14 protein-coding genes and 1 tRNA gene are annotated in these 15920 nt (G+C 39.6%); 3 read left to right on the top strand and 12 right to left on the bottom strand.

Annotated elements, in window-relative coordinates:
• Nucleotides 1-7: 7 nt before the first annotated feature.
• The 6 genes from pgl to ACFING_RS02285 all read right to left on the bottom strand — a co-directional run bounded on the left by pgl (nucleotide 8) and on the right by ACFING_RS02285 (nucleotide 6563).
• Nucleotides 8-760, bottom strand: coding sequence for a 6-phosphogluconolactonase (gene pgl / locus ACFING_RS02260; RefSeq protein WP_375629585.1), 753 nt, complete (start codon nucleotides 758-760; stop codon nucleotides 8-10).
• 10 nt (nucleotides 761-770) lie between these two features.
• Complete coding sequence (gene zwf / locus ACFING_RS02265; protein WP_375629588.1) at nucleotides 771-2243, bottom strand: glucose-6-phosphate dehydrogenase; 1473 nt, start codon at nucleotides 2241-2243, stop codon at nucleotides 771-773.
• A gap of 120 nt (nucleotides 2244-2363) precedes the next feature.
• Nucleotides 2364-3647 (bottom strand): NAD(P)/FAD-dependent oxidoreductase, encoded by a 1284-nt coding sequence (locus ACFING_RS02270; RefSeq protein ID WP_375629621.1) that lies wholly within the window; start codon nucleotides 3645-3647, stop codon nucleotides 2364-2366.
• Between the two features lie 11 nt (nucleotides 3648-3658).
• Entirely contained in the window at nucleotides 3659-5086 is a 1428-nt protein-coding gene (locus tag ACFING_RS02275) for a glutamine synthetase family protein (protein ID WP_375618430.1), read from the bottom strand.
• Between the two features lie 458 nt (nucleotides 5087-5544).
• Nucleotides 5545-5841 carry a class I SAM-dependent methyltransferase gene (locus ACFING_RS02280; RefSeq protein ID WP_375621148.1) on the bottom strand — a complete coding sequence of 99 codons (297 nt, stop codon included), beginning with the start codon at nucleotides 5839-5841 and terminating at the stop codon, nucleotides 5545-5547.
• A 155-nt stretch (nucleotides 5842-5996) separates the two neighbouring features.
• Nucleotides 5997-6563: a hypothetical protein gene (locus ACFING_RS02285; protein WP_375621149.1), complete on the bottom strand. Its 567-nt coding sequence runs from the start codon at nucleotides 6561-6563 to the stop codon at nucleotides 5997-5999.
• A 424-nt stretch (nucleotides 6564-6987) separates the two neighbouring features.
• Here ACFING_RS02285 and ACFING_RS02290 point away from each other — a divergent pair, with 424 nt between their 5' ends.
• The 3 genes from ACFING_RS02290 (at nucleotide 6988) to ACFING_RS02300 (ending at nucleotide 9838) form a co-directional block, all read left to right on the top strand.
• Nucleotides 6988-8409: a coproporphyrinogen-III oxidase family protein gene (locus ACFING_RS02290; protein ID WP_375629591.1), complete on the top strand. Its 1422-nt coding sequence runs from the start codon at nucleotides 6988-6990 to the stop codon at nucleotides 8407-8409.
• A 10-nt stretch (nucleotides 8410-8419) separates the two neighbouring features.
• Complete coding sequence (locus tag ACFING_RS02295) at nucleotides 8420-9640, top strand: MFS transporter (protein ID WP_375629594.1); 1221 nt, start codon at nucleotides 8420-8422, stop codon at nucleotides 9638-9640.
• A gap of 72 nt (nucleotides 9641-9712) precedes the next feature.
• Nucleotides 9713-9838 carry a hypothetical protein gene (locus ACFING_RS02300; RefSeq protein ID WP_375629597.1) on the top strand — a complete coding sequence of 42 codons (126 nt, stop codon included), beginning with the start codon at nucleotides 9713-9715 and terminating at the stop codon, nucleotides 9836-9838.
• Nucleotides 9839-10635: 797 nt separating this feature from the next.
• On the opposite strand, the gene ACFING_RS02305 is transcribed toward ACFING_RS02300, so the two are convergent.
• The 6 genes from ACFING_RS02305 to ACFING_RS02330 all read right to left on the bottom strand — a co-directional run bounded on the left by ACFING_RS02305 (nucleotide 10636) and on the right by ACFING_RS02330 (nucleotide 15116).
• Nucleotides 10636-10761 (bottom strand): hypothetical protein, encoded by a 126-nt coding sequence (locus ACFING_RS02305; protein WP_375621113.1) that lies wholly within the window; start codon nucleotides 10759-10761, stop codon nucleotides 10636-10638.
• Nucleotides 10762-10826: 65 nt separating this feature from the next.
• Nucleotides 10827-10904: a hypothetical protein gene (locus ACFING_RS02310; RefSeq protein ID WP_375629624.1), complete on the bottom strand. Its 78-nt coding sequence runs from the start codon at nucleotides 10902-10904 to the stop codon at nucleotides 10827-10829.
• 553 nt (nucleotides 10905-11457) lie between these two features.
• On the bottom strand, nucleotides 11458-11814 hold the full coding sequence (locus ACFING_RS02315; protein WP_375629599.1) for an NADPH-dependent FMN reductase: 357 nt from the start codon (nucleotides 11812-11814) through the stop codon (nucleotides 11458-11460).
• A gap of 342 nt (nucleotides 11815-12156) precedes the next feature.
• Nucleotides 12157-13500, bottom strand: coding sequence for an MATE family efflux transporter (locus ACFING_RS02320; RefSeq protein ID WP_375621116.1), 1344 nt, complete (start codon nucleotides 13498-13500; stop codon nucleotides 12157-12159).
• 317 nt (nucleotides 13501-13817) lie between these two features.
• Nucleotides 13818-13894, bottom strand: a tRNA-His gene (locus ACFING_RS02325).
• A 139-nt stretch (nucleotides 13895-14033) separates the two neighbouring features.
• Nucleotides 14034-15116, bottom strand: coding sequence for a quinone-dependent dihydroorotate dehydrogenase (locus ACFING_RS02330; protein WP_375629602.1), 1083 nt, complete (start codon nucleotides 15114-15116; stop codon nucleotides 14034-14036).
• Nucleotides 15117-15920: the final 804 nt, after the last annotated feature.

Raw genomic sequence — 15920 nt, forward strand, 5'->3', positions numbered from 1 at the left:
TACGTTTTTATTCACCTTGTGTCGCATATTTTGATTCACTTATTTCATTTTCTGCAGGCGACCAATAAACCTGAACGAGATGAGGGGAATTACGCAAAATTGCCCGAATAGGCATTTCTATTTCAGACCCGTCTTGACAAGCCTCTTCAAAACAATCGCGTTTCTGAAAACCTTCAAAATGGAGAATAATACAACGAGATTGCATAATAACTGGCAAAGTTAGTGAGAGTCTTGGCTCAACAGCACTCTTAGCATGAAGGGGTAAAACAAGTGCTTGTGTTCGTAAATCAAGCGCTTGCTTTAAACGATCAGCATCAGGAAAAAAAGAAGCCGTATGTCCATCCTCCCCCATTCCTAAAACAACAACATCAAAGGGTTTAGGCAAAGTATTAACACGACTCGCCGCTGAAAAAGCAGCAAGTTCAGCAGTAATTGCTTTATGATAAAGCCCTACAAAACGTGCTTTTTCGGCACAATTTTGTAACAAATGACACCGTACCATATGTTCATTTGAACGTTCATCGTGTGTAGGAACAAAACGTTCATCGACCAACGTGATAATAATCTTTTGCCAATCAATATCCGCTTTTGACAAATAATGAAAAAACAATTCTGGTGTTTTACCACCAGACACCGCTAAAACAGCTCTCTTGCGCTCAAGAACAGATACACTAAGCTCTGCTGCTACTCGATCTGCTAATGCCAAGGCTAAAGTCTGAGGGGTTTCAAAATCTAAACGGTCAATATTCATTCTATACATACTTATTGCTCTAAACTAAATTGTTCCATATACGCCCATCACGTTCCATGAGGCTCATCGAAGCAGACGGCCCCCATGAACCAGCGTTATAACTGTGAACAGGCTGTTTTATTTCTTCCCATCCCTCAATGATTGGATCAATCCAACGCCAAGCAGCCTCAACTTCATCACGACGCATAAACAGTGTTTGATCTCCACGAATAACATCCATTAATAAACGTTCATAAGCATCAGGATTACGTTCAGAAAATGCGGAAGAAAAACTCATGTCTAATGGAATGTGACGAAACCGCATACCGCCATAACTTGGATCCTTAATCATCAACCATTGTTTTACACCTTCATCAGGTTGGAGACGAATTACAAGCCGATTAGAAAAAATTTCATCTAAATCCACATTAAAAATATTATGAGGAATAGGTTTAAAAACCACAACAATTTCAGACATTCGCGTGAACATGCGCTTACCTGTTCGTAAATAAAAAGGCGTATTAGCCCAACGCCAGTTATCAATCTTAACCTTAAGTGCTACAAATGTTTCACTCTTACTCACTCTTCCCAGATCATCAAAATAAGACTCTACCGATATACCATTTGATAGACCAGAAAGATACTGCCCACGTACAGTATGCTGCCCTACATTATGGACATCAAGCGGTGTTAAAGAATGTAAAACTTTAAGTTTTTCATCGCGCACAGCATTAGCACTGTTGGTAAATGGTATTTCCATCGCAACCAAACAAAGTAATTGTAGCATATGGTTTTGAACCATATCGCGTAGAGCACCAGTGCTTTCATAATATTCTGTACGGCCCTCTAACCCTAAAGATTCAGCAACGGTTATTTGAACATGATCAATATAATTGGAGTTCCATAGCGGTTCATAAAGTGTATTAACAAACCGCAATGCCATTAAATTTTGAACAGTTTCCTTCCCAAGATAATGATCAATACGAAAGATCTGCTCTTCATTAAAGGCACTTGCAAATACATCATTAAGTGAAACCGCTGTTTTTACATCGCAACCAATTGGTTTTTCAATGATAATCCGTGTTTGTGGTGTCACCAAATCATTTTTTTCCAACTTCATCGCAATATCAGCAAAAAGTGACGAACCAACAGCCAAATAAAAAGCTCGAATATCCGCTGAATCTTGTGACAGAAGGAGGGCTAAATCCTCCCACCCGCGATTTGAGGTCACATCAACAGAAACGTAAGTTAAACGTGCAAGAAAACGATTGAGTTCTGTTGAATTGAGATCTTTTGGATGGATATGTTTTTCTAAAGAAATGCGGACAAAATTTTGATATTCTTCACGACTTAAGGAAGTGCGCGAAACCCCAATAATACGTGTTGGCTCACTGAATTGCCCAGCACACTGACAATGATACAAAGCCGGCAAAAGCTTGCGCAACGCCAGATCACCATTGCCACCAAAAACAATACAATCAAAGGAAGAAACTGGAATAATTTTACGCACCATGAACTTGTTTATTTTTCTATTCGATTATGAAATCCCATATCACTTATAAAAGCTTTCATCATTAAAGCAGACAGATACTAAATAAGCCATTAATTTTCTTCATTTCAAGCAATGTTTCCATTAAAGGCGATCCAATAAAGAAAACCAACGCATTGCTAAAAATATAAGCGGATAACGCAAAACTCTTCCTCCCGGAAAAGATGAAATCTTTAAGTCTTGGAAATAGGAAAAACGTTCATATTTTCCAGTTAACCATTCTGCGTATAATTTTCCCACGAAAGGAGCCAGCATAACGCCATGCCCTGAATAACCACCACAATAAGTCATCCTTGAAAAAATTTGGCGAACATAGGGCATGCGTTCAACTGTGATGGCAACCGTTGCTCCCCACCGATGGCTTAAATTGATAGAATGTAATTGAGGATAAATTTCAACAATTTGCCGTTTTATACGTTCATCTAAATTTAGAGGATGCTTATTATCATAACTTTCTACACCACCAAATAAGAGACGATTATCAATGCTTTTGCGAAAATAGCGAACCATAAAACGGGAATCATCAACCGATTCCCCCCCTATAAGAATTGAACTATGCTTTGGTAATGGGTCCGTTGCTCCAATATAAGAGCGAATAGAAACAATATTTTTTTCAATAAAACGCTCCAGACCAAGTTTATACCCATTTGTTGCAAGTAAAACATGCTCTGCTGTTACACTACCTTTTTCTGTTATTACTTTCCAATGTGCTCCCTTGCGCCTTACGGTCGTTACTTGTGACTTCTCATAAAGCTTAGCACCAGCATCTTGTGCTCTTTTTGCCAACCCAATAATCAATTTTAAGGGATTTATATGACCGGTATCCGCATCATAAATACCACCACAATAAAAAGTTGATCCAAGTCGCTCAAATGTTTCAGCCTTATCCATAAAAGTAAGCGCGTGATAGCCATAACGCTGCATCGCCTCAATATGCTGTTGATAAGAGAGAAGCTCACGCCTTTTATGAGTTACAGAAAGCTGTCCTCCTATCAAATCACAAGGACAATTAGGCATTGCGCATAAAGCTAAAATATCTCTTTTAGCTTCTTCTGCTAAATCAAATAGAGCCTTACTTCGCTCAAAACCATACTTTTTTTCTAATGTTTCTACCCATTGCCGTTGCCCTGTTCCCAGCTGTCCACCATTGCGCCCTGAAGCACCATCACCAAAACGTGATGCTTCAAATAAAACAACATCTACTCCAGCCTTGGCTAAATGATAAGCAGCCGAAAGACCCGTAAATCCGCCTCCAATAATGACCACATCACACTGTCTGTTTTCACAAAAAGAAGGATAAGAGGGACGTTCTCTTAAAGCATCTTCATACCAAGAAATTCCTGGAGAAATTGAATTATAATCAATCATCGTCATAAAATTTAAACATTCAGCAGGAGATATTCACGCTCCCACGGACTGATTACTTCCATAAAAGTTTCAAACTCTTGTCGTTTGATTGCAGCATAAGTACTGACAAACACATCCCCTAAAATAGCACGTATCACTGTATCTTGTTCAAACAAATTGACTGCCTCAATGAGCCCACGCGGTAACTCAATATTATCAGCGTTTACATTATTTATCGCTGGCTCATCCGGCTCAATTTTTTGTTGCAAACCAATAAGACCACACGCTAAAGAAGCCGCAAGGGCTAAATAAGGATTCGCATCTGATGAAGGAAGCCTATTCTCAACACGTCGCGCTTGAGGAGCAGAACGGGGAACTCGAAAAGCTGTAGTACGATTATCATATCCCCACCGCAAATTAACAGGAGCCGAATTATCAGGGACAAGACGTCGATAAGAATTCACATAAGGCGCAAGCATCACAAGTACGCCTGGCATATGTTTTTGCAATCCACCAATAAAATGGCGAAAACAGATACTTTCTTCACCATTTTCCTGTGTAAAAATATTCATACCGGTTTTCTTATCAACAACCGATTGGTGAATATGCATAGCAGAACCCGGCTGCCCTTGAATGGGTTTTGCCATAAAAGTTGCATACATATTATGTTTTAGTGCTGCTTCACGAATTGTTCGTTTAAACATAAAAACTTGATCCGCTAATTCAATAGGATCACCATGACGTAAATTGATTTCAAACTGTCCTGCTCCTTCTTCATGAATGAGGGTATCAATTTCCAATCCTTGTGCCTCTGAAAATTGATAAATATCATCAATCAAATCATCGAATTCATTAACACCAGCAATGGAATACCCCTGTCCACCACCAATTGAACGCCCAGAACGACCAACCGGTGGAACTAACGGATAATCAGGATCGGGATTTTTTTGTACCAAATAAAACTCAATTTCTGGTGCCACAACAGGGCTTAAACCCATTTTTGTGTAAAAATGAACCACCGTTCGTAAAACATTGCGTGGTGTATAATCCACAACCTGACCATTTTGATACACAAGATCACAAATCACCTGTGCCGTAGGAGCATCTTCCCATGGCACAATGCTTAACGTAGAAAGATCAGGCTCAAGGCGTAAATCACCATCTGCTTTAGGATATTCAAAACCATGACCATCTTCAGGATAATCCCCTGAAATTGTTGCCATAAAAACTGCTGAAGGCAATGCCAATGATGTTTCCGATGTAAATTTTTTAGAAAGCATCATCTTGCCCCGTGGTACCCCTGCTTGATCAGGCGTAATACATTCAATATCCTCTACCTTACGAAAAGCAAGCCATTGTGAAACTTGTTCCCAATTGCGCACACCACGTAAACTTTTGAGAAAACGAGAGACAGGTTTAAAATTCTTACTTTTCGTTTGTTTACCATTTTTTACAGCCATAACATACCAACTTTAAAAACAATCAAGTCCTATTCTTATTGTATCAGCCCATGCATAAACGACACGAAAAAAATTTATCAACTGATATTTTTGAAGAATACTATAAGATCTATCAAGGTAAAAGAACTTTACGCTCAAAAAGCTATCCTATCACCATAGTGAAAAAATTGATATTGCACCCGATACATCGATGCGAACCTTCTCCTTATATAAAACAGCGAGAAATACCATATTGTACGTAACCTAATTCCGATTCAAATAATCATATATAAGCAAACATTGACGAGAATAATAAAGGCGAGATATTTAATTTCCTTTTGGTTGTAGCAATGCTTCATATTAAAAGAAAAGAAACTTTTCTTTTAATATGAAGCAAGTTTTGTAACTCTATTGTTATCCACATAGAAGTAAACACCCTAGGATGGTGAGTAACCTTTACAGCTAGTGCTTACAAACACTCACCCCGCCATAATATGCGTAAATGTATTTTCAGGATAAGTCATACGCCCAGCATTTCCGACATGAAACTTAACCATCGTCTGCATAACAGAGCTATCAACCTTGTTCTGAGTGGATGGTACAGACTCTGCACTTATATCAATTCCCACCGCTTGACATTGCACTTCGCACACAATATTTAGAGCTGAGAATCCAGTAGAGCATACCAAATCCAATAGATAGGATTTTTTGCTAATTGCGCCATGCGTGATCCAACATTTGATAGTCTCCAGCCCACTAGGAGGTGTGTTATTTATATCTAAAAAGCCAAAAAATCAGGATATGAGAACACAATAATATCAATTTCCTTTTAACTAACGTCCTTTATCGTCGATCTTCCACCATCGTAAAATCTATTTTGTATCAGTTGCTTTCACATACTTTGACTTATGATCTCGTGATACTGGGCAGACTAAGTACACATCCCCAGAGCCCAGATTATAATTAAGTTCGTACCATTCTGCTCTTTTATAGAGCTAATATTTGAAAATAAATAACCATAATCTTTAGATATAATACGCCTAGGTTCAATAATTACCGTAAGCTTATGTAAATCACAACCCAATTGTGATAATGCCTCATAAATTTTACGAGGGTATTCGTCATTGACCGTCACGGCATCGCAAAACGCTGTGGAAGTCGGATATCCTCCGCCTAGACTGATAAAACTTTTTTGATCCTTCAATGCGTAAATATCCTTTCCAGCCTTAGTTAAGGTGGATACTATTAACTCAGTCGAATTCAAATTAGAGCCCACATGCAAAGGCACCCCATTAAGCCTAATCCTATTGGATTCTAGCAAAGATAATGCGGCACGTAACTTCGCCGCAGTCATACCAAAACACGATCTATCCCCGTTTGCCAGTACATGGCACAATCTCAATGAGATTTTAGGTAATATATCAAAATGGCGTGCAAGAGTGATGATGTCATGTAATTCGATAATATTATCACACTGGATATTTATATGTTTTCTAATAGGATAATTCTATCTCTTCTCGAAGTTTTACAGGGATATAAAAAATGTATCTCTACCTTTAAAACCATCTTTTTGCGCTAATGATATTTCATAACCAGACGCAAATTCCAAGTCCTAACAACATAACAATGATGCCCCGCACATCCATTAAAATACCCTGCTTTTTCTCGCTCTAGGCATTCATAGCCGGACCACGTAAAACAGGATACCAATTACAATATCAGACCATACGGCTGAAAGAGAAAGTTTTTTTATATTTTTATCTTTACATTGCCTCTTAAACAAGCTGGCCTGTTCATATAACTTCTACAAAAGGAGGATTCATTATGTTCCGTGAAAATCTTTGGTAATACACTCGGGTGATTGGGTCACCAGTCGCCCGTCAATAATATAGTGCGAGTTAAGAAATTGGGGGAGGTAAGCTATGCAACTCGTGGATCATCCTTTTGTGAAGTTCGATCAACTCAAGCCGATTTACAACTTCACATATCCGTTATTTCGCACTATTTCAAATGAATTTTACGATTACCTAGACTTTAATAAACTAGCGCACAGTAAGCAGATTCCACAAGCGCGTACCATTTCTCTTTATTTGCATATTCCCTTTTGCGAAACCATCTGTTCCTTCTGTCCCTTTCAGAAAGGGGCCTACAAGCACGTTAAACAAATCGAATCTTATATTTCAGCGCTTACCACAGAGATCAGAAACAAAGGAAATTTCATTCGCTCGCTTAGAGGGCCCATCCGCAGCATCTATATAGGGGGTGGCACACCGTCGCTTTTGTCCGCAGATAATATCCGACACATCGGAAAAGTATTGCATGCCGAATTTGAGCTCTCTTCCTTAGCCGAATTTACACTGGAAAGCGAACCGAAGAGCGTCACACGTGATAAACTTTATGCTGCCCGTGAGATCGGCGTTAACCGGATCAGCTTCGGTATACAGAGTTTCATTGAGCGTTTCCGATCATTGTTTAACCTCACCTCAACACGTGAACAAATCAACAATACCGTGGCTTGGTCACAAGAGATAATTGGACATGTCGGTTTCGACCTACTATATGGCATACACAGCCAGCAAGCCGAAGAACTATTATACGATTTGAAGCAAGCCAGCGAGCTTCACCCTGAAACCATCAACCTCTATGCAATTAACAATCTGGCTATCACGTCGCAACTGCATAAGTCTTACGCACAAAAAGGGCTAAAGCCATCCAGCCTACAGCATCGACAGATGCTTCGCTTATTTAGCGACATCGTTATGCGCAGCTGCGGCTATGCGCCGTGTAATGGGCATTCCTATATCAAAATTGCCAACAACACTCCTCTAACGCTCGCTAAAACGAGTTCAGCTAATTATTTCCGCTATCACAAATATTTGCATGGTTATCATGACGATTATGTGGTTGGCTTCGGGGCGTCAGCAATGTCGATTCTCGGCTCACTCGTCACACGAGCCAATCCCAGTCGAAGCGGATACATTACCGACATACAACTTAAAGGCAAATCCAAAGTATACTACAATTGGGTATCAGCAGAGCAACAAGCCTCCAAGGCTTCGTGTATGAGGCTACCTTATAACGGTTATGCCAAAAAAGAAAGAATTGACTGGACCGCACTCCCCTCTTTCGTTTACAATAACCTACAACAGCTCATAGGTGCAGGTCTCATCGCAGAAAGTGATAACGATCTCCAGCTGACTCAGCGTGGTTGGCAATGGTATTCCAACCTTATGTATTTTCTTCTACCTCAGGAAGACAGGAATATCTTGGACGACTATGTCGCAAACATGCTGAATACAACCGCCGTACTTGATGGAACAGTGGAAACCTGTGTGGCATCTTAAGGAGAACAGAATGTTCACGCTTTTTTCCAACAAGAACATACGCTATTTTTGCCTAACCGTTAGTCTGCTCGCCTTACTCAGCGGTGCTTTGCGCACTGCCATCCCGCTATTAGCAAGACAATCTGGATATGGCGTAGTCGGAGTAAGTTGGGCGCAAGGTCTCTTCTCATTAGCGTGGCCAATTTTCGGCATCCTTGCAGGCGTTTTACTTGATCGCTGCGACAAAATAAAACTTGCCACCTCAGCTCTCTTCATCTTCATGCTACTGCATATTGTACTGTTCATACTGCTCATGATACAGATTACTCCAGCCGAACAAATTTTCTTCTATGCAACCATTGCTGGATTCATCGTCGTTTCTGCCGAAGCTTATATAATGACGATTCCACCACTTATCATGGAGGGAGAGCGATTGATGACCTTCTACTCAATTGTCTTGTTTTTAGATTTCGGGGTCTCCTATTTTCTTGCCCCTGTCATAACAAGCAGCATTTTAGCGCATAGCACACTGCTATTTCTCGGCCTGTTAATCGTGCTTTTTATCACATTGATTTTTACCGCTCGCCGTGCTGTTCCGACATCGCCAACACCTGATAAAGAAAACATCACTTTCCGTTATATCATTGCCGGCTTTCATTTCATTTTTTCAAATCGGCATCTTACCTCCCTTACATTACTCACATTCTTTCTATCGGTGGTATTTGGAGCATTCCTAACCTCGTTCATCTTCTTCGTTACCGACGGTCGGTATCTGGGCCTACATAGCAGCCAATATGGCGTGATGTTTGCAGCCTACGCGCTTGGAACAATGGCAGGTGCCCTATTTGCACCGCGTATACGTTATGCACCGGTGCGCCTAGCTGTTCTCACTGACGGTTTAGGAACGGTTGTCTTACTGCTGGTTCCAGCCTTTTCAAAAAGTGCTGTCGTCGTATGGGGCGTCACCTTTATCGCTGGCGTTGGAGCAAGCTTATGGTTTATTGGTGTTACCGCCTTCAGGCAGCGCCTCACACCAAAGCAACTTCTCGGGCGAGCTAATTCTGCTTTTCGAGTGATAGGCTATGCTGGAACGCCGGTCGGAAGCTTTTTGGTCGGCGTCCTTGGTTCTTTTATATCATTGCAGTTTGCTGCCACCTTTATCGCTGGGCTCCTATTGGTGGCTATCGCGATAACGCTTCCTTTTCTTTGGCAGGCTGATCATATAAACACACCCAATCCTGCCACGAGGTAACAGCTGCTTTTTAAAAAAGACACGGTCAAAAAAGGCACACATACCCTATTACGCAATCGATTGATCTGTTCTTTGGACGAGAAAATTATCACCATAGTGGCTGATAGAGCCAGCGGCACTATAGAAGCAGCCAAACAAGCGCTAAAGACAAAACAGCCCCTTTACGTTGCATTGGGCGATGATCCAACGCCTATATGAAAGATGCAGAGAGCTTATAGCGTACGAAGTGCAATTCTTAACCAAAAACTCCGCCCTAGCAATACCCACTTATACTCCAGTTAATCCGTTACCCGCTGGACATCAAATGCCTCACCCCTTTACTGCTCCTCAAAATACATTTTGCTGCACTTACGCGCCGTATTCTTCCTTTGTAATCAAAAGAGCAGCCCTCCTTTCCTAGTTTAGGATCTTTGCCTACACAACGCAGCAACAGATGCGACCATATATGCAATCACGCCTTAGGGCCTGCATAGTAGAAAGCTTAGTTCGAGAGATTCATAAAGCCTATATCCCAATAAATTTTCCACCCAATCCACCTTTTAAAAGGGCGGCTTTATATAAACCGTTAGAGCAAGCTATGAAATCCTTAGGTGTATTAGAAATAATTGGCGGTTTTACCTCAGACCAATGTTGATTGACTTTTACTCGTGCATATACGCAAGCGGTGCTACTCTTTTCTCAGATAGAAAGGACATAACCGTTACCATCTGACCTATTATTGTTTGAAAATAAAGAAAAAGTATCAGTGTGACTAATGATATTGAAGAGCTATCTCATTATGTGGCTGTACTTAATTACGGCATTGGGAAGCTAGTCACGTAATCACCCCCTTCTGCGCGCGCCTTCTGCATGATATTCATAAGATTTTATTACGCGGTAAACGCAGTACGTCCAAAAGCCTTAGCGAATTTCGCAAAGCACAAAATTAGCTTGGCGGTACGCAACTAAAGACAGCGTCATTCGTGCCGCCCACTCTTACCACAGCCCCACTCTCTCTACCACCATCCCCGCTTAGAATCGCGCCAACTCATCACCGGTGCCTCGTTAAACACCACACCAGTCTCAAGAGCGGTAAAATGCGCCTTGCCGCATTTAATCTTCAGCATTTCTTTAAGGCGCAAATCAAACTCGCTATTCGTTCCTTTTGTTTCCAGTACAAAATAAAGCTTTTGTGCGCCATCTCACTCTAAAAAAACATCCAATCAGGCGTATAAGAACCAATGGGAGTGGCTATTTTAAAACTTCTTGGCAGTTTAAAAAACAATCTTACATCAGAGTCATTATCGAGATTTTGCGCAAACTCTTTCTAAATACGGCTCTCACAAATCTCATGATCATAAACACTTTTCTTATTGACCACCGTCAGCTCTATGATCGCCTTTTCCGACCTAATTTTACAGATGTAGAATCCATCTTATTATGATGCGCACATCCAGAGATTATTTTATCCTCTGCATTAGAACCAAAAACATGAACAATACGCAGAGGCTTCGGTAAGAAGGCCAACCGCTCAATCTCAATCTACACAAAAATACATGTGCAGGCGAATGCCCTCCATAATATGCAATATTTCAAGCCCGTCCATAGTGGTACCCTTTTTAAAAATTGTGTCTATGGCTTATAATAATCTCCAAAATATACATTTAGCCCTTGTCTGAAATAGCTCAATTTTGGATTGATGAGAATAAAAACGCGCTGCGATAATCACGTTGTTCAGCCCTCATGACCGGCAAAAGGGCGCCAATATTCCTGTACTACCAACGACTAACTAACGGTATTTCTTATCATTTTTGATCATATCCTCCACCCTTATTATTTTAAAATTTATACATTTCATCAACAAGATGTGCGCAGCGAGCCCGTACATCTTCGCTGTTCAATCTCCATGTACGGCCTGCATTCTCAGACACAAAATCATCTTTAGCCGAAGCAACTTGATATTGCAGAGCTTGTCTATAAAGCGTATGCACAACTGGTACCAAATATTTACATGACAGTAGCGCATTTTTTGCTGTACTGCCATGAGAGAGAAGACCAACAACTTTATCCCAAAAAGCATCACAATCTAAATTATCAAAAGCGTTCTTCAAAGTCTCTGAATAAGACCTGTGATAAACAGGGCTTGCAAGAATAACATCGTCAGCGTCTGCGATTGTTTTGACAAATGTATACACTTTAGCATCGCAATGGTAATAACTTATAAAAACAATAACTTTTTTAAATGACTCCTCAACGGCGTATGAATATAAGCACGTTTTTTCTCGTCATTTTTTAAGGTATTAAACTCTTCCAATCTACCGAACTTACTCTTAAATTGTAGCCGAATGATTTTAATAAACCTATATTATTTTAAAAACTCAATAAATAATATTGAGACTACAATCAAAGACACTTCTTTTCAATATTAAGCAAGTTTTGTAACCTATATTGTTATCTCCATAGAAGTAAAACAGCCTCTATGGACGATGAGTAGCTAAGCCTTCACAGCTAGTGCTTTACAAGCGCTTTTATAACACTCACTCTGCCCCAAACATAGGATTGCATTTTATTAAATAACCCACGCGCATATAATTAAAGATAGAAACGATTAAGCTTGCACCAATCATGCCAAACCAATAGCCAATAAAGCCATATTCAAAAAAATGCGCCATTAGCGCTCCCCCAAATAGGCCTAACCCCCAATAACTTATTGCTACAACAATTGTTGACCAAAACGTATCAAGCAAGCCCACAAGTATGCCATTGAGCATAGCACCTAAAGTGCCAAAAGCAAAAGACAATAAAATGAACGGAAGCAATTTCCAAGAGAAAACAACAACGCGTTCTGAAGAAATATTAAAGATGGTTGTAAGGATGAATCCATAAGAGAGATAAACAATCCCTGATAAAAACAAGACATAAGTTACAGCAAAAACAGTGACATTCATACGCAATTGTTTTAGAGCCATATTATTCCTATCTGCTCTATACCACGCTGCTATTGTTGCGGCTGCGCTGGAAATCCCCAAAGCCACCACAGAAATAAGCATATCGAGACGCATCCCTATCGTATGTGCGGCCAAAGATTCGACCCCATAAGCCGTAATCATGAATGCAATGAACGAAGGAAAGCCCTCCGCAATAAGAATACGTATACCAATGGGTAGCCCTACTCGCAGCAATTTTATTATTCGTGAAATCTCTAACTTTTGTCTCAAATAATTAAAGCGAAAAGAATGAAAAGCAGAATTGCGGGACAAAATTATTGCTGCTGCAATAACAATTAAAATACGGATCAAACTGCTCGCAATTCCTGCACCAAAGACACCTAATCCGCTTATAGAACCTATACCAAAAATAAGCGGCCAAGAGATAAGAAAATTCACAAGGATAGCCGCAAGCATAACCCAGGTTAACGGCTTTGGATTACCAATTGCTGACAGTAATCCCCGGCTATTCACATAAAGATAAAAAAACACCACCCCTATAGCAGCACCACTATTATATTCCTGCGCTATATTGGCAATTGTCCCATCTTGGCCGAGAAAACACAAAATATTCCTCGTGTTGAGTAAAATGATCGCACTCATCATTCCAATCAAAAGGGAAAGCCATATTCCTTGATCAAACCATGCCTTCAATGCATATCTATCTTGTCTACGAAAACTTTCCGCAAGTTTTGGTGCAACCGCGGTAATAATACCTAGCCCAAACAACATAACAAAACTAAATATACTCAGAGCTAACATTGTACCACTCAAGGCTTGCACGCCTAAATGCGCTACAAGCGCTGCATCTGTGAAGGAAATCATCATCTGAGAGATAAACCCAACAGCCAGAGGCATGCCAAGAGAGAGCAATTGCTTCATCACAACAAACATTGTGAAATACCCTTCCATATTGAAGGGCATATTAAGCTCGGATCTTTTAAACAAAACACATTGATTTTTTCCGTAAAGTCTTTCCATCGCAAGTCTTGTGTAAAGGATGCATAATGAGAACGCATTAAGGTAAGAGGAGATGCCCAGTTCTTAAAAGAGAAGTGCAATGCGCCTTTATTGGTTTTCTGTACTTTATGCCATGCGTTTTTTTTGTACAATATTATGCCCCCAAGCAACTACAGTCATTGATAAAAGATCCTCAGTGAGCCGTTTGTTCGTCTTGTATATCCATTTTCAGTATTTTCAATAAAATTTTTTGGTACGGTTGGTGGGATTTGAACCTACGACCTCTGGTGCCACAAACCAGCGCTCTAACCAACTGAGCTACAACCGCATAAAAAGAAAATGTATCATAACTGTTCACGATTTCGTAAACATTTATTCTTATGCTTATGTGACATAAGGAAAATCAACAAAGTTTGCAAGCCCCTTTAAAAAAATCTCGCAATTTTTTGTGAAGAAAAAAGCGTTTTTTACAAAGGAAATTTTGCCCAATGCTCAAGACTATGATCACGATAGCCTTTTATGTTATCAACGCCATCTTGTTGCATCATCTGCAAAATCTCTTGCAGAATAGTTATGACAAGATCTGGACCTTCATAAACCATCCCACTGTATAATTGAATCAAATCTGCACCAGCTTTTACTTTTTCCAAAGCAGTCTGTGCATCCTTTACACCGCCAACGCCAATGATTGCAATCTCCTTCCCTAATTTTTGACGCATTTTTGCAAGCATAATAGTAGAACGCTCAAAGAGTGGACGTCCAGAAAGCCCACCCTCTTCATTACGGAAGTGACTATTACTAAGACCTTGGCGTGAAAGAGTTGTGTTAGAAACAATCAGCCCATTAAAATCAGAAAGTTTTATTTCTTCAGCAACATCATCTAATTCTTTCTCTGATAAATCGGGAGCAATTTTTAAAAAAATGGGAATGGAGAATCCGTGCTTGTTCTCTTGCTCATTTCGCTCTTGCGAAATTGCACTCAACAAAAGATGCAAACTGTCACGGGCCTGTAAATCACGTAAACCTGGTGTATTAGGAGAAGAAATATTAACCGTAAAATAATCAGCAACATCATAAAAATGAGCAATACCAACAGTATAATCATCAATCTTATCGACCGTATCCTTATTGGCTCCAATGTTGACTCCTATAACACCAGTTTTTTTACACGCACGCAATCTATTGTAAACAACTTGATGTCCATCATTATTAAAGCCCATTCTATTAATAATCGCTTCATCTTCTTTTAAACGAAAAAGCCGTGGTTTAGGATTTCCAATCTGAGAGTTTGGTGTCACTGTCCCAATTTCAGTAAAACCAAATCCTAACCGAAAAATACCATCTACAACCTCTGCATTTTTATCAAACCCCGCTGCAAGACCAATAAAATTTTCAAACTCAAGACCAGCAACAGTTACACACAATCGTTTATCGACAACCTTTTGACAACCATTTAATCCACTTTTCAGCCCAAGAATCGCTAAACCGTGTGCTTGCTCTGGATCCAACATAAATAAGGCAGAACGGCCAATACAACGAAAAAAACTCATCAATTCTTCTCCACAACATAAAAATGATCCATCGCACCTCACCTCTACCTTTTAACACAAAAGATTTCCAATCAAAGCAAGCATATTATCCAAATAATATTCCCCTTCTAGAAGAAAACTCATCACATAATAGTTATACATGTTTATATTGGTTATATTATGTAAAGAACTTTTTATTCTTAAAAAATGTTTCTCTTTTTCGACATTTTTTAAAGATTAAAATATGAATCCTAATCTTATAAAATTCAGCATGAATTGAAACATCAATGGCCCTTACCATAGTCATGGTTTTATGACGTCTTATGCAGGCACGCTCATAATTTTCTTAAAAATGCAGGCAAATTATCTCTATTCCCAAAGTTCCTTTGTGTAATATTGTTTTCAATAGAAACAAAGCTTGTTCTATAAAGCTATTTTTTCCTAGCATTTATAGGATACATGGTTCATAAAATCATCTAAATTCATACTATTGTTGCACTATTTATGAGCAACAGATTGTTCAATCAATTTGTACTCTATTGATAATCTGCGTTGTTTTCTTTACCATTTCTGATGTATTAAATACAATTTTGCATCTATTAAGTGCTCTGCCTAACATATATTTTAAGTAATGACAGTTGATTATTGAACTCAAACATTATACCAACGACTTCCAAACCAAAATGATCTTGCAAACCCTAGAGCTCTGCTATTTATAAACTGATACAATCTTCCAGCAGATGAAATGTGTTTCTTCCATCCGAATTATCGCCATTTTAGCTCATGTAACCCAATACAAATAGCTTTTAGATAAGCCATAATGCC

Source organism: Bartonella sp. AP150HLJHH, from assembly GCF_042196385.1.
In the GTDB taxonomy this organism is placed as follows: domain Bacteria; phylum Pseudomonadota; class Alphaproteobacteria; order Rhizobiales; family Rhizobiaceae; genus Bartonella.

Coding starts and splice junctions, on each gene's coding strand:
- ACFING_RS02290 (WP_375629591.1), top strand. CDS start 6,988: ATGCAACTCGTGGATCATCCTTTTGTGAAGTTCGATCAACTCAAGCCG.
- pgl (WP_375629585.1), bottom strand. CDS start 760: ATGTATAGAATGAATATTGACCGTTTAGATTTTGAAACCCCTCAGACT.
- ACFING_RS02275 (WP_375618430.1), bottom strand. CDS start 5,086: ATGGCTGTAAAAAATGGTAAACAAACGAAAAGTAAGAATTTTAAACCT.
- ACFING_RS02330 (WP_375629602.1), bottom strand. CDS start 15,116: ATGAGTTTTTTTCGTTGTATTGGCCGTTCTGCCTTATTTATGTTGGAT.
- ACFING_RS02320 (WP_375621116.1), bottom strand. CDS start 13,500: ATGTTTGTTGTGATGAAGCAATTGCTCTCTCTTGGCATGCCTCTGGCT.
- zwf (WP_375629588.1), bottom strand. CDS start 2,243: ATGGTGCGTAAAATTATTCCAGTTTCTTCCTTTGATTGTATTGTTTTT.
- ACFING_RS02295 (WP_375629594.1), top strand. CDS start 8,420: ATGTTCACGCTTTTTTCCAACAAGAACATACGCTATTTTTGCCTAACC.
- ACFING_RS02270 (WP_375629621.1), bottom strand. CDS start 3,647: ATGATTGATTATAATTCAATTTCTCCAGGAATTTCTTGGTATGAAGAT.